Consider the following 21,375-nt stretch of genomic DNA (forward strand, 5'->3'; position numbering starts at 1 on the left):
CTAGCATAGGTGGGGGAAAAAGAAAATCGAAGGAATGGGAAAAGTTATCTTGTCTGAATCCCATCCATAAGGTATAGTAACCTTATCACGAAATAAACGGAAAAGGGTAAGACGAATGATTTTAAATGTAGAAAATTTGACACATGGTTTTGGAGACAGAGCCATTTTCAATAATGTATCTTTCCGGCTGCTTGCCGGTGAACATATCGGACTGGTTGGAGCAAATGGTGAAGGTAAAAGTACCTTTATGAATATTGTGACAGGAACACTTGCGCCGGATGAAGGTAAGGTGGAATGGAACAAGCATGTGCGTGTTGGCTATCTGGATCAGCATGCGGTGCTGGAAAAGGGAATGACGATCGAATCTGTGTTGAAGTCAGCATTTTCTTATCTGTTTGAGATGGAGGAGAAGATCAACCAGATTTATGACAGCATGGCGGATGCAACGGATGATGAGATCATGGAAATGATGGAGGAAGTCGGCACGTTGCAGGATCTTCTGACAAATCATGATTTCTATATGATCGATGCCAAGACGGAACAGGTAGCGAGAGCGCTGGGGCTTCTGGAACTTGGACTGGATCATGACGTAACAGATCTGAGCGGTGGTCAGCGTACCAAGGTTTTGCTTGCAAAGCTGTTACTTGAGAAGCCGGAGATTCTGTTGCTTGATGAGCCGACAAACTATCTGGATGCAGAACATATCGAATGGCTGAAACGGTATCTGCAGGAGTATGAGAACGCATTCATCCTGATCAGCCATGATATTCCATTTTTAAATGATGTCGTAAATATCATCTATCATATGGAGAATCAGGAGTTGAACCGCTATGTCGGCAACTATGACAAATTCTTGGAAGTATACGAGGCGAGAAAGGCACAGCAGGAGGCTGCTTACCGGAAACAGCAGCAGGAGATCAGCGAGCTGAAGGATTTCGTTGCCAGAAATAAAGCGCGTGTTGCCACAAGAAATATGGCGATGTCCAGACAGAAGAAGCTGGACAAGATGGATGTGATAGAACTTGCCAGGGAGCGCCCGAAGCCGGAATTTTATTTTAAGGAAGCGAGAACACCGGGCAAGATGTTATTTGAAACTGAGGATCTGGTGATCGGGTATGACAAACAGGCACCACTTTCCAAACCGATCAACCTGCGAATGGAGCGTGGAGAAAAGATCGCGATCGTTGGTACAAATGGTATAGGAAAGAGTACGCTGCTTAAGAGTTTGCTTGGAATCATCAAGCCGATATCCGGTACGGTACATCTGGGTGATTATCTGTATAAAGGTTATTTTGAACAGGAAATGGCCGGAACAGAAAATACCTGTCTGGAAGAAATCTGGCAGGAATTTCCGGGATTTTCACAGTATGAGGTGCGATCGGCACTTGCTAAATGCGGACTGACAACCAAGCATATCGAGAGTAAGGTAAAGGTATTAAGCGGTGGTGAGCAGGCAAAGGTACGCCTGTGTAAACTGATCAATCAGGAGACGAATCTGTTGATCCTCGATGAGCCGACAAACCATCTGGATGTGGATGCAAAGGACGAATTGAAGCGAGCATTGAAAGACTATCACGGTTCGGTTTTGTTAGTCTGCCATGAGCCGGAGTTCTATTCGGATATCGTGACAAAGGTGTGGAATCTGGAAGAGTACAGTGTGCTGACACTGTAATAAAGAAAGGTATTGCAGGCAGTTTTTATGTAGAAAATATAAGGCTGTCTGTAATTGATAGCACATATAGTTTAGTATGAGAAATGAAGTTATAAATATGAGGTGAAGAACGTCTACAATTCGTAGGAATATAGACGGCTATAAATATGCTGACAGAGATAATACTGAATGACAAAGTGACAAATGAAAACATCCGGGTACAGGTTATAAGATCCGGGAGAAAAAGTCTTGGTCTGGAGGTGCGACCGGATGGAACGGTACTTGCAAGGATTCCGGCGAGATTATCTGACTGGGAATTAAAAGCATTTATAGAGAAACAACAGGATTGGATCTTAAAGAAGGTGGATCAGGTAAAAAAGCGTGCGGATGCACGAACGAAAATTAAGGTTCCATCTGTGGATGCGTTATCAGATGCAGAGATTCAGAAGATCAAGGATAAGATAGCAGATCGGGTAAAGTATTATTGTGCGGTTATGCAGGTGACAGTTGGGCGCATCACGATCCGCAACCAGAAGACCAGATGGGGAAGCTGCAGCAGTGCCGGAAATGTGAATTTTAATTATCAGTTATATTATCTGACGGATGAATTACTTGACTATGTGGTAGTGCATGAGCTGGCACATAGACGTCATATGAATCATTCCAAAGAATTCTGGTCAGAGGTAGCGCGGTATTGCCCGGACTATAGAGCGAGACGGAAGCAGTTAAAAGAATATCAACTGGCGAATTAAAACCTGAAATGTAAAGGAAGTTTAATATGGGATTATTTCGAAAAAAGAAAGAGCAGGCATCATATGATAGTCAGAAAAAACGACCGGTCATCAAATGCAGCATCTGCACCGGTGAGCAGGTCGCAGGTTTTCAGGATATTCATAACGGGACATTTGAAGATGTCATGTTGATCCGTGGAAAAGAAGATCTGAAAGTCTTCCGGAAAAAATATGGAATCCCGCAGAATGCGGAGATTCCAAAGATATATTGATTTTCTTTCATGTTTTCAATATGATCGCCGAGTGTAACCCCGTCTTTGTTTATATCGATGTCTTTAATACCCATAATAGTACCTCCTGAAAAAATAGTTCCTATATTATCTATAATACAGAGTTCATAACAAATAGCAAAAAGGAGTTTAACAGTGACACAGGAAAATTTAGTAAGATTTGAGTTCCGAAATATTAAAAAGAATGAAGCAGAGCAAACAGCAGAGATCGAACGGATCTGTTTTCCTTCGAATGAGGCATGTACTCCAGAGATGATGTATTTGCGTGTAGAGAAGGCACCGGAAATGTTTCTGGTTGCGGTAGATAAAGCGACAGGTAAGATTGCAGGATTTATTAATGGGCTGTCTACAAATGAAACGGTTTTGCGTGATGAATTCTTTCAGAATGCAGATCTGTATGATCCTGCCGGAGAAAATGTAATGATCCTTGGTGTTGATGTCCTGCCGGAATACCGCAGGATCGGGCTGGCTTCCGAGATGATGGAATGTTATAAGAACAGGGAAAGACAGAATGGACGAAAGCGACTGATCCTTACCTGCCTGGAATCCAAGGTTGCCATGTACCGGAAGATGGGATACGAGGATAACGGCATGTCGGTTTCTTCGTGGGGCGGCGAACAGTGGCATGAGATGACGTGTAAACTGGGAAAGGGTATCCCGGAGGCGATTGCAAAGACAGCGTTGGAGCTTGGATAAGGAGAAAGAATATGCATACATTAGAAGTAGCCAGAAAATATGAAAAAGAATATGAAGTTGATGCTGATAAAAGACCGTTATTTCATGTGACACCACCGATCGGCTGGATGAATGATCCCAATGGATTTTCAGTATATAAGGGACAAATCCATTTGTTTTATCAATATCATCCATATAGCAATGTATGGGGACCGATGCATTGGGGGCATCAGGTAAGTGAAGATATGATAAGTTGGAAGCAGTATCCGACGGCACTTGCACCGGATATGGAATATGATGAGGAAGGATGCTTTTCCGGTTCGGCAGTTATGACAAATCTTGGACATGTGCTGTTTTATACAGGAGTCAGTAAAGATAAGAATGGTGGCTGCAATCTTCAGAATCAGTGTATGGCAGTTGGAGATGGTGTAGGTTATAAGAAGCTGAAGAACAATCCTGTTCTCACAGGAGCGGTGATGCCGGAGGGATTCAGCCATATTGATTTCAGAGATCCGAAGGTATGGGAAGAAGATGGTATTTACTATATGCTGACCTGCAGCCGGGATGCTCAGAATAAAGGAATGATCGCGTTATTTTCAAATTCTGAAATATATCAATATCTGGAAAAAACAGAGCTTACCGAACAGGAGACAGAAGCCTTTGAGAAAGCAGCAGGTTGTTGGAAATATGGAGGTGTATTTGCAGAGCACATGGAACGGTTAGGAAGCGTATGGGAATGTCCGGATTATTTCAGGTTAGACGGAAAAGATGTGCTGTTGTTTTCACCACCTGATGTACAGGCGCAGGGAAATGAACTGCATAATGGTAATAATGCGATCTATGTTGTTGGAACATATGATCATGCAAAAAAGCAGTTTCAAATGGGGCAGCCACATACACTTGATAAAGGTCTGGATTTTTATGCATCACAGACGACAGAACTTCCGGATGGAAGGAGAATCCTGATCGCATGGATGCAGTCATGGCATAATTCATTTATCCCGGATGGACAGGAGTGGCAGGGCATGATGACAATTCCAAGAGAATTATATCTGTCAGATGGCAGGATCATCCAGAAGCCTGTGAAAGAACTGGAGCAATATCGGGTTCGGCCGGTTTCCTATTCGAATGAAAAGGTAGAAGGCGGACAGAACTTTGATGGGATAGAGGGAAGAACGCTGGATATGACAGTAACAATAAAATCCGGTGAATTTCAGGAGTTTTACATTGATGTAGCAAAAGATGCAGAGCATTATACCAGAATTACATATAACAGAAGAAAACGGGAGATCGAAGTTGACCGGACATTTGCCGGAATGAACCGGGATGTAGCCTGCATCAGGCGGGCAGAGGTAGAATCAGAATCAGAGCAGATAACATTACGGTTTATTCTTGACCGCAATTCGGTAGAACTGTTTGTGAATGACGGAGAGTTGTCAATGAGTACAGCAATTTATACGCCGCAGACAGCAGATGGCATTTCGTTTTTCTGTGATGGAAATGCGATAATCGATATAAAAAAGTTCGATATTGAGATTCCGATGAACAGATAAAATTCTGATACCGGTTATAGATATAGTAATCTGAAATACCGACAATGCAATGAATTTATTTGACGGATAAACCACATGTAGTATAATAAACATGACCATTCGTTTAGAAATAAGTGCGGCATTTGCCGTATTACCCATGACTCTTTTTTCTATTGCGTAGGCAGAGCGGAGCTTTCAGAAGGTAGCGGATGGTCTTTTTATGTATATAGATCAGACAGGAGGAAGCACTACAATGAAGATGATATCGTGGAATGTGAACGGAATTCGCGCATGTGTTGGAAAGAATTTTATGGATTTCTTTAAAGAGGCAGATGCAGATATTTTTTGTATTCAGGAATCAAAAATGCAGGAAGGACAGCTTCAACTGGAGCTTCCGGGTTATTATCAATATTGGAATTATGCAGAGAAAAAGGGATATTCCGGAACTGCTATTTTCGCAAAGAAAGAGCCGTTGTCAGTGGCATATGGAATCGGTATAGAAGAACACGACCATGAGGGACGAGTCATCACACTCGAATATGATAATTTTTATATGGTCACTGTATATACGCCAAATTCACAGAATGAGCTTGCCAGACTGGACTATCGTATGAAGTGGGAGGATGATTTCAGAGAGTATCTGAAGCAGTTGGAACAGACAAAGCCGGTGGTAGTATGTGGGGATATGAATGTGGCACATACAGAGATCGATCTGAAAAATCCAAAGACCAATCGTAAGAACGCCGGATTTACAGATGAGGAAAGAGAAAAATTCAGCACCCTGCTTGACAGTGGATTTATTGATACGTTTCGTTTTTTTAATCCGGACGCAGAAGGCATTTATTCCTGGTGGTCTTACCGTTTTAAGGCAAGAGAGAAGAATGCCGGATGGCGGATCGACTATTTTTTGACCTCAAAGGTTCTGGAATCCAGACTTGTGGATGCAAAGATCCATACAGAGGTGTTGGGTTCCGATCATTGTCCGGTAGAACTTGATATTGACCTGTAACGGTGCCATTTATAAGAATAAATGTTTACTGACAGGAGAAAAAGCACAGATTACAGCACTTGCGGGTGTAGAAGAATAGAAAAAATGATAAAAGGAGAAATTATATATGCCAGTTTTTGATTTCAGTGATAAACCGGTAAAGAATGAGGATACGGTTTGTACCTATACGGCATTTCAGTCAAATGCAAAGGAAAAGACACCGGAGGAACCGATTCTGGTGTTAGATAACAGTGAGAGACAGTGGATCCATCATGCGCTGGGCGTTTTTACAAATCCGGCAAAGCGTACTACTTTTGAATTCAAGGAAAATGGGGAGACATTTTCAGCAGATATTTTAAAGATTGATTCCAGATTTGTCAGTCTGATCAAATGGCTGGGAGAAAATCATATCAGTGTACGTCTGTCCGGTAAAAATCTGGAAGACGGATATGCAGTATACAGAATCCGAGAGACAGCATTTGGTGGCGGAACCAAGTTATCTGCGGCAGATGGATTTTTACAGTTTATGATCGAACGACTGCTTGCAAGTACAGCATCAGAGGAAGTCGAGGAGGATGACGATGCAGACGAGGAAGGCGACGATATGAAGCTGACCAGTCTTCAGAGCATTTCTGATTTTATGACATGTGCGGGCAGAACGATGCCGGATAATATCCGTCTCTGGGCGAGAAGAAATCTTGCTGTTGCCAGATCAAACGAGGTGTCACCGGAGGAGCGTCGTCATGCACAGAGAGCACTCTCGATCATGATGAATATTCAGTGGAAGAGCAATTATTTTGAAGCGATCGATCCGGTTGAAGCAAGACGGATTCTGGATGAAGAATTATATGGAATGGAACGTGTAAAGCAGAGGATCATGGAGACGGTTATCCAGATCAACCGAACTCATACCCTTCCTGCTTATGGACTTCTGTTGGTCGGACCTGCCGGTACCGGAAAATCACAGATCGCGTATGCGGTTGCCCGTATTCTGAAACTGCCATGGACAACCCTTGATATGAGTTCGATCAATGATCCGGAGCAGCTTACAGGAAGCTCCAGAATCTATGCAAATGCAAAGCCGGGTATCATCATGGAAGCATTCTCGATCGCAGGAGAATCCAATCTGGTATTTATTATCAATGAGCTTGATAAGGCTGCATCCGGAAAGGGAAATGGAAATCCCGCGGATGTACTTCTGACCCTGCTTGATAATCTTGGATTTACAGATAACTATATGGAGTGTATGATCCCGACCGTTGGCGTATATCCGATCGCAACGGCAAATAATAAAGAAGATATCAGTGCGCCATTGATGTCACGTTTTGCGGTTATCGACATACCGGATTATACCTTTGAAGAAAAGAAGATCATTTTCAGTAAATTTGCATTGCCAAAGGTATTGAAGCGGATCGGTCTGAAAGAGAATGAATGTATCATTACAGAGGATGGGCTGGATGCGGTCATAGAAGAATTCAAGAATACCTCCGGTATCCGTGATCTGGAGCAGGCAGCCGAGCATCTGGCAGCAAATGCACTCTACCAGATCGAGGTAGATCATGTACCACAGGTGACCTTTGACGCGGAGGGCGTGAGACATTTGTTCCTGTAGGAGATTTCCTGTAGGAATGTTGCCGGACGGCTGTTTTTAGTTAAATGAAAATGGAGCGTAAGTAAAAATGATAAAATTAGTAGCAAGTGACGTGGATGGAACTCTTGTTCCTGACGGAACATTTGAGATCAATCCTGAGATCTATGATGTAATAAAGGCATTAAAAGAAAAGAATATAACTTTTGTAGCAGCAAGCGGCAGGCAGTATGCGAGCCTTAAGAAGTTATTTGCACCGGTTGCAGATCAGATCTTATATATCCCGGATAATGGCGGATTTGTCAGAGGAAGCAAGGGCGAAACATGGCTCAAACGTCCGATGGAGAAAGACCTGATCCGTGCGATCGTGGAGGATGCAGAGAAGCTGCCGGATGTAGAGCTGTTGCTCTGTGGAAGGGATTATGCCTATGTTGGAAGCGAGGATGGACGACTGTATAACTGGATGCGGGAAGCATATCGCTATGAGATCAAGGCAGTGCCGGATCTTACCGATATTAATGATGATATCGTGAAGATCTCGATATTTCACCCGGAGGATGCAGAGCGGATCGTAAAAGACTGGTTTTATGACAAATGGAAGGATACCATTCTACTGGCACCTGCCGGAGTTTACTGGGTAGACTGTTCGGAACCATCGATCAACAAGGGAAGTGCATTACAGTTTCTGCTTGATAAATATGAGATCAAACCGGATGAAGTTATGGTATTTGGTGATAATATCAATGACCTTGGTATGCTTGCCTGTGCAAAGGAAAGCTATGCGATCGGAAGTGCCAGAGATGAGGTAAAGCAGGTAGCAGCCCATGTAGCAGATACGATGCGCAATCAGGGTGTGATCAAGGTGTTAAAGGAGCAGCTGTTAAAATAAACTTAGACAGTAGTTGTGATTGAAAAAGGAGTGAAGCCTGATGGCATGTACAACGATATTAGTTGGAAAGAAGGCATCCTATGATGGATCAACGATCATTGCCAGAAACGATGATTCAGGATCCGGTCATTATATGCCGAAGAAATTTGTAGTCGTAGAACCGGAAGAACAGCCAAAGATCTACCATTCGGTTCTGGCGCATCTGGAAATTCCGCTTCCGGAAGAAGCGATGCGCTATACCTCGATGCCAAATGCAGTCGATGGTGAGGGCATCTGGGCGGCAAGCGGTGTAAATGCAGCCCATGTTGCAATGACAGCGACCGAAACCATTACATCGAATCCGAGAGTGCTCGGTGCAGATCCTCTGGTCGAGTATCAGCCGGCAGAGAACGGAAACGAAGAAATATCGGGCGGAATCGGAGAAGAAGATATTGTCTGTCTGGTACTCCCATATATAAGAAGTGCGAGAGCAGGTGTAGAACGTCTTGGAAATCTGCTTGAAACGTACGGAACCTACGAGATGAATGGAATCGCATTCCAGGATCAGGATGAGATCTGGTGGATGGAGACGATCGGAGGACATCACTGGATCGCGAAGAAAGTGCCGGATGATGTCTATGTTGTGATGCCGAATCAGTTCGGCACGGATGTATTTGATATGAAGGATGCATTAACGGATCAGAACGCACATATGTGCTCAAAAGATCTGGCGGAATTTATCGAGAAGAATCATCTGGATCTGACTATTAGAAGAAGCACAGAACGTAAGGACGAAGATGCGGATCTGCCGTTTGGTAGATTCATTAATCCAAGAGAGATATTTGGCAGCCATGATGATTCGGATCATGTCTACAATACGCCAAGAGCATGGTTTATGGAGCGGTACCTGAATCCGAAGACGTACCGCTGGGATGGTGAAAATGCAGATTACACACCGGTATCGGACGACATTCCATGGAGTCTGATTCCGGAGTATAAGGTGACGATGGAGGATGTCAAATATGTGTTGTCCTCGCATTATCAGGGAACACCATATGACCCATATCTTCCATATGGAGATAAGAAGATGGCAGGTGCATATCGTTCCATCGGCGTTAACCGGACTGATTTCATGTCTGCGATCCAGATGCGACCATATGGAGCAGAGGACAGCCGTGTGATCGAGTGGGTGGCATTTGCTTCAAATGCGTTTAATGTCATGGTGCCATTTTATGCAAATGTGGACACAACACCGGAATATCTGGCGAACACGACCGCTGATGTATCTACCGATAATTTCTACTGGAACAGCCGGATGATCGCAGCGATGGCAGATGCATCTTACAGCAAGTCGCTGTTTCATATCGAACGGTATCAGGAAACCATGCTTGCGAAAGGGCATGAGGTGATCAACCGATACGATGAGCAGATAGAAAAAGAACCGGATGTCGGTAAACGAAGTGCGCTTCGAGAGCAGGCCAATCAGGAAATGGCAGATATCCTCCGGAAAGAGACCGGTAATACGCTTTCCAAAGTCTTATATGAACTGAGTAATCAGATGAAGAATTCTTATGCGAGATCGGATGCTTAAGGCATCGGCATAGAGAAGCAAGAAATACAGGAGAAAAAGTAGAAAATATGAAACGAGAATCATTTAAATCCCGTTTAGGCTTTTTATTAGTAAGTGCGGGATGTGCGATTGGAATTGGAAATGTATGGAGATTCCCATATGTGGTAGGAGAAAATGGTGGAGGAATATTTGTATTGTTCTATCTGCTGTTCCTTGTGGCGATGGGGCTTCCGGTTCTGACGATGGAGCTTGCGGTCGGACGAGGCAGCAGAAAGAGTGCAGTTCTGGCTTATAAGGAGCTTGAAAAACCAAAGAGTAAATGGCACATTCATGGATGGTTTGCGATCCTTGGCTGTTATGTTCTGATGATGTATTACACAACCGTATCCGGCTGGATGGTATCTTATTTTTATAAATTTGTCACAGGCGAATTCAAGGCCGGTATGGATGCGGATGCGACCGGATCTGTATTCTCGGATCTGCTTGCCGATCCGAAGCAGATGGGCTTCTGGATGATCCTGACGGTTATTGTCGGATTTATCGTATGCAGCCGTGGGCTTCAGAATGGTCTGGAACGAATCAGTAAGATTATGATGACAGCACTGTTGGTGCTGATCGTGGTACTGGCAGTTCACAGCATTACTTTATCAGGAGCCGGTGAAGGTTTACGGTTCTACCTGATTCCAAATCTGTCAACGGTTGAGAAAGTCGGTATCGGAAATGTGATCTCCGCGGCTATGAATCAGGCCTTCTTCACTCTGAGTCTTGGTGTAGCTGCGATGGAGATCTTCGGAAGTTATATGAGCAAGGATCATGCGCTGGCAGGCGAAGGTGTGCGAATCTGTGCCCTGGATACATTTGTTGCTGTTATGTCAGGATTGATCATTTTTCCGGCATGCTTCAGCTATGGAGTAGAGGTCACTGCAGGACCAAAGCTGATATTTGTAACGCTGCCGAATGTATTTGTAAATATGGCAGGCGGCAGGATCTGGGGTTCATTGTTCTTTCTGTTTATGACATTTGCAAGCTTTTCTACGGTTATCGCCGTATTTGAAAATATCATGTCATTTGCGATGGATATGTTTGGATGGAGCAGAAATAAAACGGCTTTCATCAACTGTATCATCATACTGATCGCAAGTCTTCCTTGTGTTCTGGGATACAACGTGTGGAGTGATTTGCACCTGATCGGTGGCAGGGATATATTAGACAGTGAGGACTTCCTGGTAAGTAATCTTCTGCTCCCACTCGGTTCACTGATCTATCTGTTGTTCTGTGTTACGAAATGGGGTTGGGGCTTTGATAATTATATTGAGGAAGTAAATACCGGTTCCGGAGTGAAAATGTCCGTAAAATTAAAACCATATTTCCAGTTTGTACTTCCTGTTCTGATCCTGATCATTCTGATTCAGGGAGTGTTATAAAGAAGATTTTCAAGATGAAATATGAGAAGATATTTGGGAGATCAGACGGTATATGGATACGAAAAAATATGAAGATCAGATACCTGTAGATGAAGGCTTACAGGGAAATGAGACAATTGAAGAAGCAATCCTTGTTTTACAGCAGGAACCGACAGAAGAAATGCTTGCACATACACTTACAGTGATAAGACGGCGTGCGAGAGCAAATGGACAGTTCATTGTTGCTGTTATACCACCGGCGGGTGCGGAGAGCAGTTTGCAGATCCAGGCGATCCAGACCGAGGATGAGAGGTACTGGTGGATGGCATTTACCAGCTTTGATGAGGAGATAAAGGGCGGTGAAACCGTAATGTCGACCTTTATGGCAGATATCAGCCATCTCTTTGAGGCAGCTTTAATGACGGACGATATAGAGGGCATTATTCTGAATCCCTGGAACCGTGCATTAATGTTGGATAAGAGCCTGCTTCAGCTGATTCTTGCAGGAAAGTAGCTCAACATTAGAAAAATGCCATTTTTTATATAAAAAGTTTAGATAATTTAATTTTTCACAAAAACAGTTGTTTAAATTTCACAAAAATATAATGAGAAATGAAAAGAATTGTGATATAATCAGAAAGTAGTGTAGTAGTACACTACTTTTTGTTTTTTATAGGCAAGAGCCGTTTGCGGCTCCTTAGTCGTACCAATAAGATAGAGTAATAGGAGGATGGAAAGATGGCAAGATTTACGTTACCTAGAGATATTTATCATGGAAAGGATGCATTAGATGCATTAAAAACTTTTAAAGGAAAAAGGGCGATGATCTGTGTTGGCGGTGGCTCGATGAAACGCTTTGGATTTCTGGATAAAGTAGAAAAGAATCTGAAAGAGGCAGGAATGGAAGTTCAGTTATTTGAAGGCATTGAACCGGATCCGTCTGTTGAAACAGTTATGAAGGGTGCTGCTGCCATGCTGGAGTTTGAACCGGACTGGATCGTAGCAATCGGCGGAGGTTCTCCGATTGATGCGGCAAAGGCAATGTGGATCAAATATGAATATCCGGACATTACATTTGAAGATATGTGTAAGGTATTTGGTATTCCTTCCCTTCGTAAAAAAGCTCATTTCTGTGCAATTTCATCTACTTCAGGAACTGCAACTGAAGTAACGGCCTTTTCAATTATCACGGATTATCAGAAGGGTATCAAATACCCGATCGCTGATTTTGAGATCACACCGGATGTAGCGATCGTTGATCCTGAGCTGGCAGAGACGATGCCGCAGAAGTTAGTTGCTCATACCGGTATGGATGCAATGACACATGCGATCGAGGCATATGTATCAACCGCAAACTGTGATTTCACAGATCCGCTTGCATTACATGCTATTAAGATGATCCAGAATGATCTGGTTGGTTCTTATAACGGAGACATGGAAAAACGTGACGCAATGCACAACGCTCAGTGCCTTGCAGGTATGGCATTCTCAAATGCGCTTCTGGGTATTGTTCATTCTATGGCACATAAAACAGGTGCAGCATTTGCGGATTATGGCGCACACATCATTCACGGTGCGGCAAATGCAATGTATCTGCCGAAGGTCATCGCATTTAATGCAAAGGATGAAACTGCAAAAGAAAGATATGGAGTGATCGCAGACTTTATGGGACTTGGCGGTGATACATTAGATGAGAAGGTAACACTTCTGATCAACTATCTGCGTAAGATGAACGATGATCTGAATATCCCACACTGTATCAAACATTATGGTGCTGACAGCTATCCGGCAGAGCAGGGCTTTGTACCTGAGAATGTATTCTTAGAGCGGTTGCCTGAGATCGCAGCAAATGCAATATTGGATGCATGTACAGGATCAAATCCAAGACAGCCAAGTCAGGAAGAGATGGAGAAACTCTTAAAGTGCTGTTATTATGATTCAGAGGTTGATTTCTAAAAGTAATTGATTTATAAGAGGTACAATACTGATATAAAATAAGAATCCAGGGTATTTTTGGAACAAATTCCGAAAATACCCTTTTAAAATGTCAGGTAAAACTTGATTTCTCAGGGATAGCACTTTATACTGGAAAAGTAGTGTGCCTTTATGGAAACGAATGTAGCAGAATGCTTATCATAGGGCATAAAAAACAAAAGAAAATTTTGGAGGAGAGAAATTGAAGATCAAAAGAAAACAGATAGCGATGCTTATATTCATTGCGATCATAATCGTACTCATGGTGGTAACCGGTAAAACACCGGGGGAGATCGCAGATCCGGAGAATTATCAATGTAAGACCTATGCAACGATATTATCTCTGCTTCCACCGGTTATTGCGATTGGTCTGGCACTGATCACAAAGGAGGTTTATACCTCATTGCTTGCAGGTATTATCACAGGTGGATTATTATATTCGAATTTCAATCTGGAGTTAGGTATCAATACCATGCTGTTTAATGAAAATGGCGGTATGATCGCGAAGCTTTCAGATTCAGGAAATGCGGGTATTCTGGTATTTCTTGTTATGCTTGGTATTCTGGTATCCCTGTTAAATAAAGCCGGAGGTTCTGCGGCATTTGGGAAATGGGCATCAAAACACATTAAGACAAGGATTGGTGCACAATTATCCGTTATGGTTCTTGGAATCCTGATCTTTGTAGACGATTATTTTAATTGCCTGACTGTAGGCAGTGTCCTTCGTCCTGTAACAGATCGTCATAAAGTATCAAGAGCCAAATTATCTTATATTATTGATGCTACAGCAGCACCGGTGTGTATCATAGCACCGATCAGTTCATGGGCTGCCGCTGTTACATCATCCGTACCGGAAGATGCTGGAATTAACGGATTTGCAGTATTTATCCAGACAATTCCATATAATCTGTATGCGCTTCTTACGTTAGTCATGGTACTTGGAGTAACCATTCTTCGTGTTGATTTCGGTCCGATGAAGAGACATGAAATAAATGCGATCGCAGGGGATCTGTTCACAACTCCGGGAAGACCATATGAAGATAATGAAGAAGAAATTTTAAAAGAAAATGCACATGTGCTGGATCTGATCCTGCCGGTTGTTGTGCTGATCATAAGCTGTATCATTGCAATGGTATATACAGGTGGTTTCTTTAGCGGAACATCATTTGTAGATGCATTCGCAAATTCATCCGCATCGGTTGGTCTGGTGCTTGGTGGTGCTGTTACACTGGTATTTACGTTTATTTATTTCATGCTGCGTGATACCTTATCCTTCCGGGAATTTACGGAATGTATACCGGAAGGTTTCAAATCAATGATCGCACCGATCCTGATCCTTACAATGGCGTGGACACTTTCCGGTATGACGAATCTCCTCGGCGCAAAGGTATATGTAGCTGATCTGGTATCCAGTTCTGCCGGTTCCATGCAAGGCTTCCTGCCGATGATCATATTCATTGTTGCAGCCTTACTTGCATTTGCCACCGGAACGTCATGGGGAACTTTCAGTATTCTGATCCCGATCGTGATCGGCGTATTCCCATCCGGACAGATGATGGTAATCTCTATCGCATCCTGTCTGGCAGGTGCGGTATGCGGTGACCACTGCTCCCCGATCTCAGATACAACGATCATGGCATCTGCCGGGGGACATTGTGAGCATGTAAACCATGTATCTACACAGCTTCCATATGCACTTGTTGTAGCTGCTGTATGTATGGTTGGATATCTGTTGATCGGAATTCTTCAGGCTGCAAAGCTTGCCGCACTTTCATGGCTTGCGCTTCCGGTTTGCATCGTGCTGTTATTTGTAATTCTAATGCTTATTCGTGCAAAAACCGGACGTGAAGAGATTTAGATTTCGGATATTTTCACCGAAACGCATGGACATATTTAAGGGCGTACGATCTGAATTCGAAAAACCTGCCAGATTATAGTAAAGGAAATTAGTAGTAAAATATGTTAGAAACAATTGAATCAATCAACAATGTAGTCAATAACTTTATATGGGGAGTCCCTGCCATGATCTGTATTATTGGTGTCGGTCTGGTGTTAAGCTTCCGAACCCGGTTTCTGCAGATCCGGAAATTCCCATATGCGATGAAAGTTACGATCGGGCGAATGTTTCGAAAGAAGCAGGCTGCTGATGGAGCCATGACACCGTTTCAGGCGGTGTGTACCGCGCTTGCGGCTACGGTCGGGACAGGAAATATAGCAGGCGTTGCCGGAGCAATCGCTATCGGTGGACCGGGTGCCGTCTTCTGGATGTGGATATCCGCACTTCTTGGTATGTGTACAAAGTTTTCAGAAGTAACACTTGCCGTTCATTTCCGGGAGAAGAATGATAAGGGCGAATTTGTCGGCGGACCGATGTATTACATTAAGAATGGTCTGAAGAAACACTGGCACTGGCTTGCATATCTGTTTGCGGCATTTGGTGTGATCACAGTGTTCGGTACAGGAAATGCCACACAGGTAAACACGATCACGACAGCGATCGATTCTGCATTATTTAATTATGGAATTATTTCAAAGGATTCCGTATCAAACATAAATCTGGTCATCGGTATTGTGCTCGCAGTCCTGCTTGCATTGATCCTGCTTGGCGGGATTAAGAGAATCGGACAGGTAACAGAGAAGCTGGTACCATTTATGGCGCTGTTCTATGTGGTGCTTGCGCTTGGAGTCGTAATTTTAAATATCAATCATGTGCCGGCAGTATTTAAAGAGATTGTGGAAGGCGCATTTTCACCGGCGTCAGTAACCGGTGGTGTTGTTGGAAGCTTTTTCATGAGCATGAAGAAGGGTGTATCAAGAGGTATCTTTTCAAATGAGGCCGGGCTTGGTACAGGTTCAATCGCACATGCATGTGCAGATACAAGAAAGCCGGTAAAACAGGGATTCTTTGGAATCTTTGAAGTATTCGTAGATACTATAGTTATCTGTACCCTGACTGCATTGGTTATACTTTGCAGCGAAGTGCCGATCACATATGGACAGGCAGCGGGCGCTGAGCTTACGATTAGTGGGTTTACTGCTACATATGGCAACTGGGTATCACTTTTTACAGCTGTGGCAATGTGCTGTTTCGCATTTTCAACTATTATTGGTTGGGGATTATATGGTGCGAGGTGTATCGAGTTCCTGTTCGGAACAAAGGTAAATAAGCCGTTTATGTTTGTTTATTCACTGGTTGCTATCGTTGGTGCAACCTTAGATCTTGGATTGCTCTGGAGTATTGCAGAGACTTTCAATGGTCTGATGGCGATACCAAACCTGATCGCAGTATTCTTGCTTTCCGGTGTAGTTGTGAAGCTGGTCAGGGAGCATTTTGATCTGGAAGCAAGGGAAGAAGCATAATAAAAATAACAGATAAGTAAAAATAATAGATAAACAAAAAACATCTAATCGGATAACAGATATGAATATGTCGTTAACCGATCGGATGTTTTTTTCTTTATGGAAAGTCTTATTGCATAAAGCAAGGAACTTCAGATTAAAATTTCGTCAAATCAAAATTTTTTCAAAAAATATAAATTTGTATCAACTTTTTCTCATCCTTAAACATCTAAATAATAGAAAACAAAGTAAGAAATACTTTTGAGATAGATAAGGAGGAACGGATAATGCGTCAGAATAGGAATAGAGTCAGATTACAAAAAAGAAGAAAGATGTTCTTAATGCAGCAAAAGAGAAAGAGAAGGAGAAGAAGACAGCAGATATTTATGCGTGGAACGGCAGCAGCAATGCTTCTGTTTGCGTTCTGCATCAGTATTCGGTTTATACATATGGCGAAAGACAGACCGATTGTAGAAGGATCAACGCAGGAGCCTGTGACAACAGAGGTAAGTACGACAGAGACAAGTACGACAGAGAGTTCCGGAACCGGTAATGTGAAAGAGACATTGCTGACAGGCCGGGGAGATGATACTACAACAGGATCAGTAAAAAACATGGATTTAAAGAGCGATGACAAATCAAATGATTTTTCGGATGCGGTATTTGTCGGAGATTCCAGAACGGAAGGCTTCGTGTTACAAACCGGTATACAGACAACCGCATATGTACACAAGGGATTAACTGTTGCAAGCGCATATACCGCAAAAGTAATCCATCAGGACGATGAAGACCGGTCAGTGATGGAGGCACTTGCCAGAACAAGATATAATCGTGTATATTTAATGTTTGGAATCAATGAGACAGGCTGGATCAGTAATGATATATTTATCTCAGATTACAAGCAGATCATTGATGATATTAAGGCACAAAATCCATCTGCAAAGATATTTATTCAGTCGGTACTTCCGGTAAGTAAAGCGGTATCGGATTCCGGCGGATATGTCAGAAATGATAAGATCGCGGAATATAATAAACGATTAGAGCAGCTTGCAGCGGATGAAGGTGCTACATTTGTGAATGTGCAGGAAGCGGTATCAACAGATGGAGTTCTGCCGGATGATGCGGCCACAGATGGAATTCATCTGAATAAGAAATATTGTGAAAAATGGCTCACATATCTGGAGGAACATACACTGGATAAATAAAAATATTAACAGAGGGAACAGAACGTGAATGAGCGTAGTATTTTAAGAAAAACGAAATATCAGAATGAACGTGCCGGTTATAAAAAGCAGGAATCACAAGATACGGGAATCCGGTCAACTGTGGTGATACGATTTATTGAGGATAATCAGGAGAAGTTTTATCGGATGGCATTTAGCTATATGAAGAATGAACAGGATGCTTTAGATGCGGTTCATGATGCGGTTGTTAAGATACTGCAGAACCGGAGCCAGGTAAAAAGTCCGGAATACTTTGAAACATGGGCGTATCGTATACTGATCAATGAATGTCTGATGGCTTTGCGAAGACAAAAAAAGGTTGTCTATCTGCAGGAGGATGATTCACTTGAAGACAGTACAGACAGAACGGGAAAGCAGGAGGAATATGTCGATCTGTATCATTCTATGGATCGGCTTCCGGCAAAATTGAAAACAGTCGTTCTTCTGCGTTTTTTTGAAGATATGCCATTTGACAAGATCGCAGAGGTTACAGGAGATAATATCAACACAGTAAAATCAAGGTTGTATAAGGCTTTGAAACTCTTAAAGCTGGATTTGGAGGTTTATGATGAAGTTTAATAAAGAGGAATATGAAAATATAAAAATCCCGGAACAATTGAATTCCATAGTTCAGGATGCGATAGAAGAAGGACTGACGACAGAGAGCACAGGGATGTCGGATCAGAAGCCTGTTAATATATATACGAGACGGAAGAAACATATACTGCGTTATGCAGGAGAGGCCGTAGCTGCAACATTTTTGATATTTGTGGTTCTGCTGAATGTATCGCCGACGTTTGCAAAGGCAGCTGCCGATACGCCGTTTATCGGTTCTGTGTGTCAGGTATTTACCTTCCGGGAATATGAATATGCGGATGAAGCCAAATATGTAAATGTGAAAGTTCCGCAGTTGAATAATACCGGAAATTCCGAACTGGAAAAGCGTGTGAATCGTGAGATAGCAAAGATGATCAACCAGGAAGTGGAAGCAAGTAAGAAGCGTGCGGAAGAAGAGTATAATGCTTATATATTAACCGGGGGAGATCCGAAGAACTTTATTCCATATGATATCGTCATTGACTATGAGGTCAAATGTCTGGATGAACATTATGTATCCTTTGTGATCAGTGAAAATGAGACCCGGGCAACCGGTTATTACCAGATGTTCTATTATAACATTGATCTGGATACAGGAAAGGATATTACATTAAAAGAATGGTTTGGCAGCAATTATAAGAAGATCATAGCCGATGAGGTTCAGAGGCAGATCAATACCTGGGACGACGAAAAGAAATTCTATCTCTGGGAAGATTTAGATCTGGAAGATCTGATCAATGAAGATACACAGTTTTATATCAATGACAAGGATCAGGTTGTGGTATTTTTTAATAAATATGAGCTGGGCGCAGGAGCAATGGGAACGCCGGAATTTATAATTGATGTATCAAAATAATAGAAAATAAAAAGCTGTAAAGGAAATGTGAAATCTTTATAAAAGAGATTGACATTTCCTTTTTTTCTGGCTATATTGTTCTAAAAGAAACTTAGCACTCTTGCGACATGAGTGCTAACAGACTTTTGCCTGTATAACCAATACCAAAAGCTGTGTCAACACAGGTCAGCGGCGATTGCTGCGATAATTTGCGAAACTCAGAAATAATACAGGAAAAGGCAGTACATATATGTAGAAATTACAGGTACCTGCCGGAAAGAGAGGAGACATATGAAAGAAGTAAAATCACCCAAGAAGCCGTTGATCTTCTATTATGGGATCGTGCTGGTCGTTCTTCTGGTTTTTAATATGTTTATTTATCCGCTTCTGATGAAGATACAGGTCAAGGAAGTAGATTACGGAACATTTATGAAGATGATCAATGAGAAAAATATTGGCGAAGTAGAGGTGGATGATTCCGAGATCATCTTCACAGACAAGGATAAGAACACATACTATAAGACCGGAGCTATGGATGATCCGGGACTGACGGAACGGTTATACGATGCCGGAGCGGTATTTTCAAAGAATGTTGATGAAACGGTATCACCGGTCTGGAATTTCCTGTTGAGATTTCTTCTTCCGATTATTATATTCATCGGACTGGGCCAGTATTTCAGTAAGAAGCTGATCGAACAGGCGGGCGGTAAGAATGCGATGTCCTTTGGAATGGGCAAGAGCAATGCCAAGGTATATGTGCAGTCGACAAATGGTATCCGTTTCTCGGATGTCGCAGGAGAGGATGAAGCAAAAGAGAATCTGGCAGAGATCGTTGATTATCTGCACAACCCTGCGAAATATACGGATGTCGGTGCTTCGATGCCAAAGGGTGTCCTGTTAGTAGGTCCTCCGGGAACCGGTAAAACAATGCTTGCAAAAGCAGTTGCGGGAGAGTCCAATGTACCGTTCTTCTCGATGTCCGGTTCGGAATTTGTAGAAATGTTTGTAGGTATGGGTGCCTCCAAGGTCAGAGATCTGTTCAAGCAGGCAAAGGAGAAAGCCCCATGTATCGTATTTATCGATGAGATCGATGCAATTGGTAAGAAACGTGACGGACAGATCGGAGGAAATGATGAAAGAGAACAGACATTGAATCAGCTCCTGACTGAGATGGATGGTTTTGAAGGAAACAACGGCGTTATCATTCTGGCGGCAACAAACCGACCGGAATCGCTTGATCCTGCACTTACCCGTCCGGGTCGATTCGACCGTAGAGTCCCGGTTGAACTTCCTGATCTGAAAGGAAGGGAAGCAATCCTTCAGGTACATGCCAGAAAGATCAAGGTTTCGGATGATGTGGATTTCCATACGATCGCAAGAATGGCAGCAGGAGCTTCCGGTGCAGAGTTGGCAAATATCGTAAATGAAGCAGCTCTTCGAACAGTACGGGCAGGCAGAACGATCGTTACAGAAGCAGATCTTGAAGAAAGTGTAGAAGTAGTTATCGCAGGATATCAGAAGAAGAATGCTGTTTTATCAGATAAAGAAAAGCATGTGGTTGCCTATCATGAGATCGGACATGCGCTCGTAGCGGCCATGCAGTCGCACTCAGCACCGGTACAGAAGATCACGATCATTCCGAGAACTTCAGGTGCGCTCGGCTATACCATGCAGGTGGAGCAGGGAGACAGATATCTGCTGACAAAAGAAGAACTGGAAAATAAGATTGCAACCTTTACCGGTGGACGTGCAGCAGAGGAAGTGGTATTCGGTGAGGTTACGACCGGAGCATCGAATGATATCGAGCAGGCAACGAAGATCGCACGGGCAATGATCACCCAGTATGGAATGAATGGTGACTTTGATATGGTTGCGATGGAAGCGAGAAATAATCAGTATCTTGGCGGGGATACATCCCTTACCTGTTCACCGGAAACCCAGAGGGAGATCGACCGCAAGGTTGTAGAACTGGTGAAGGTTCAGCATGAAAAAGCACGTAAGATCTTAGAGGAGAACCGGGAAAAGCTGGATGAACTGGCAGCCTTTTTATATGAGAGAGAGACGATCACAGGAGACGAATTTATGAGCATTTTACAGGATAAGAGGTGAGA

At 43.0% G+C, this 21,375-nt stretch carries 18 protein-coding genes; all 18 read left to right on the forward strand.

All coding sequences use genetic code 11. From position 1 onward, the window contains the following. Positions 1–115: 115 nt before the first annotated feature. The 18 genes from DXB77_RS06425 (at position 116) to ftsH (ending at position 21,373) form a co-directional block, all read left to right on the forward strand. Complete coding sequence (locus DXB77_RS06425; protein ID WP_008402300.1) at positions 116–1,672, forward strand: ABC-F family ATP-binding cassette domain-containing protein; 1,557 nt, start codon at positions 116–118, stop codon at positions 1,670–1,672. Positions 1,673–1,818: 146 nt separating this feature from the next. After that, positions 1,819–2,403 (forward strand): M48 family metallopeptidase, encoded by a 585-nt coding sequence (locus DXB77_RS06430; protein WP_179960547.1) that lies wholly within the window; start codon positions 1,819–1,821, stop codon positions 2,401–2,403. 26 nt (positions 2,404–2,429) lie between these two features. Then, positions 2,430–2,654 (forward strand): aspartate dehydrogenase, encoded by a 225-nt coding sequence (locus DXB77_RS06435; protein WP_117808603.1) that lies wholly within the window; start codon positions 2,430–2,432, stop codon positions 2,652–2,654. A 153-nt stretch (positions 2,655–2,807) separates the two neighbouring features. Continuing rightward, positions 2,808–3,368: a GNAT family N-acetyltransferase gene (locus DXB77_RS06440; RefSeq protein ID WP_117808602.1), complete on the forward strand. Its 561-nt coding sequence runs from the start codon at positions 2,808–2,810 to the stop codon at positions 3,366–3,368. A gap of 11 nt (positions 3,369–3,379) precedes the next feature. Beyond that, positions 3,380–4,900, forward strand: coding sequence for a glycoside hydrolase family 32 protein (locus DXB77_RS06445; RefSeq protein WP_117808601.1), 1,521 nt, complete (start codon positions 3,380–3,382; stop codon positions 4,898–4,900). A 232-nt stretch (positions 4,901–5,132) separates the two neighbouring features. Further along, positions 5,133–5,888: an exodeoxyribonuclease III gene (locus DXB77_RS06450; protein WP_117808600.1), complete on the forward strand. Its 756-nt coding sequence runs from the start codon at positions 5,133–5,135 to the stop codon at positions 5,886–5,888. A 106-nt stretch (positions 5,889–5,994) separates the two neighbouring features. After that, entirely contained in the window at positions 5,995–7,479 is a 1,485-nt protein-coding gene (locus tag DXB77_RS06455; RefSeq protein ID WP_117808599.1) for an AAA family ATPase, read from the forward strand. Positions 7,480–7,546: 67 nt separating this feature from the next. Further along, positions 7,547–8,344: an HAD family hydrolase gene (locus tag DXB77_RS06460; protein WP_117808598.1), complete on the forward strand. Its 798-nt coding sequence runs from the start codon at positions 7,547–7,549 to the stop codon at positions 8,342–8,344. A 40-nt stretch (positions 8,345–8,384) separates the two neighbouring features. Further along, positions 8,385–9,914: a C69 family dipeptidase gene (locus DXB77_RS06465; protein ID WP_117808597.1), complete on the forward strand. Its 1,530-nt coding sequence runs from the start codon at positions 8,385–8,387 to the stop codon at positions 9,912–9,914. Between the two features lie 47 nt (positions 9,915–9,961). Continuing rightward, complete coding sequence (locus DXB77_RS06470) at positions 9,962–11,317, forward strand: sodium-dependent transporter (RefSeq protein ID WP_118662852.1); 1,356 nt, start codon at positions 9,962–9,964, stop codon at positions 11,315–11,317. Positions 11,318–11,369: 52 nt separating this feature from the next. Continuing rightward, the gene (locus DXB77_RS06475; protein WP_117808595.1) at positions 11,370–11,810 is read left to right on the forward strand and encodes an SseB family protein; all 441 of its coding nucleotides are present in this window, start codon (positions 11,370–11,372) and stop codon (positions 11,808–11,810) included. Between the two features lie 224 nt (positions 11,811–12,034). Next, entirely contained in the window at positions 12,035–13,252 is a 1,218-nt protein-coding gene (locus DXB77_RS06480) for an iron-containing alcohol dehydrogenase (RefSeq protein ID WP_021944524.1), read from the forward strand. 220 nt (positions 13,253–13,472) lie between these two features. Next, entirely contained in the window at positions 13,473–15,128 is a 1,656-nt protein-coding gene (locus DXB77_RS06485; RefSeq protein ID WP_330584347.1) for a Na+/H+ antiporter NhaC family protein, read from the forward strand. Between the two features lie 101 nt (positions 15,129–15,229). Then, entirely contained in the window at positions 15,230–16,630 is a 1,401-nt protein-coding gene (locus DXB77_RS06490; protein ID WP_118483440.1) for a sodium:alanine symporter family protein, read from the forward strand. A gap of 266 nt (positions 16,631–16,896) precedes the next feature. Next, positions 16,897–17,814, forward strand: coding sequence for a GDSL-type esterase/lipase family protein (locus tag DXB77_RS06495; RefSeq protein ID WP_118483438.1), 918 nt, complete (start codon positions 16,897–16,899; stop codon positions 17,812–17,814). Positions 17,815–17,838: 24 nt separating this feature from the next. Beyond that, a complete protein-coding gene (locus DXB77_RS06500; RefSeq protein WP_118483436.1) occupies positions 17,839–18,411 on the forward strand; it encodes a sigma-70 family RNA polymerase sigma factor in 573 nt (190 codons plus the stop codon). Then, positions 18,401–19,285, forward strand: coding sequence for a DUF3298 and DUF4163 domain-containing protein (locus tag DXB77_RS06505; protein ID WP_173783649.1), 885 nt, complete (start codon positions 18,401–18,403; stop codon positions 19,283–19,285). The genes DXB77_RS06500 and DXB77_RS06505 overlap by 11 nt, the downstream gene beginning before the upstream one ends. Positions 19,286–19,555: 270 nt before the next feature. Further along, positions 19,556–21,373: an ATP-dependent zinc metalloprotease FtsH gene (gene ftsH, locus DXB77_RS06510; protein WP_117808814.1), complete on the forward strand. Its 1,818-nt coding sequence runs from the start codon at positions 19,556–19,558 to the stop codon at positions 21,371–21,373. The last annotated feature ends 2 nt before the right edge of the window (positions 21,374–21,375 follow it).

The organism is Clostridium sp. OM05-9 (genome assembly GCF_003481465.1).
GTDB lineage: Bacteria > Bacillota > Clostridia > Lachnospirales > Lachnospiraceae > Coprococcus > Coprococcus ammoniilyticus.

Bases quoted from the DNA above. Each gene is read 5' to 3' on its own strand.
- DXB77_RS06475 (WP_117808595.1), top strand. From the start codon at position 11,370: ATGGATACGAAAAAATATGAAGATCAGATACCTGTAGATGAAGGCTTA.
- DXB77_RS06470 (WP_118662852.1), top strand. From the start codon at position 9,962: ATGAAACGAGAATCATTTAAATCCCGTTTAGGCTTTTTATTAGTAAGT.
- DXB77_RS06425 (WP_008402300.1), top strand. From the start codon at position 116: ATGATTTTAAATGTAGAAAATTTGACACATGGTTTTGGAGACAGAGCC.
- DXB77_RS06445 (WP_117808601.1), top strand. From the start codon at position 3,380: ATGCATACATTAGAAGTAGCCAGAAAATATGAAAAAGAATATGAAGTT.
- ftsH (WP_117808814.1), top strand. From the start codon at position 19,556: ATGAAAGAAGTAAAATCACCCAAGAAGCCGTTGATCTTCTATTATGGG.
- DXB77_RS06490 (WP_118483440.1), top strand. From the start codon at position 15,230: ATGTTAGAAACAATTGAATCAATCAACAATGTAGTCAATAACTTTATA.
- DXB77_RS06505 (WP_173783649.1), top strand. From the start codon at position 18,401: ATGAAGTTTAATAAAGAGGAATATGAAAATATAAAAATCCCGGAACAA.
- DXB77_RS06495 (WP_118483438.1), top strand. From the start codon at position 16,897: ATGCGTCAGAATAGGAATAGAGTCAGATTACAAAAAAGAAGAAAGATG.
- DXB77_RS06450 (WP_117808600.1), top strand. From the start codon at position 5,133: ATGAAGATGATATCGTGGAATGTGAACGGAATTCGCGCATGTGTTGGA.
- DXB77_RS06455 (WP_117808599.1), top strand. From the start codon at position 5,995: ATGCCAGTTTTTGATTTCAGTGATAAACCGGTAAAGAATGAGGATACG.
- DXB77_RS06460 (WP_117808598.1), top strand. From the start codon at position 7,547: ATGATAAAATTAGTAGCAAGTGACGTGGATGGAACTCTTGTTCCTGAC.
- DXB77_RS06430 (WP_179960547.1), top strand. From the start codon at position 1,819: ATGCTGACAGAGATAATACTGAATGACAAAGTGACAAATGAAAACATC.
- DXB77_RS06435 (WP_117808603.1), top strand. From the start codon at position 2,430: ATGGGATTATTTCGAAAAAAGAAAGAGCAGGCATCATATGATAGTCAG.
- DXB77_RS06465 (WP_117808597.1), top strand. From the start codon at position 8,385: ATGGCATGTACAACGATATTAGTTGGAAAGAAGGCATCCTATGATGGA.
- DXB77_RS06480 (WP_021944524.1), top strand. From the start codon at position 12,035: ATGGCAAGATTTACGTTACCTAGAGATATTTATCATGGAAAGGATGCA.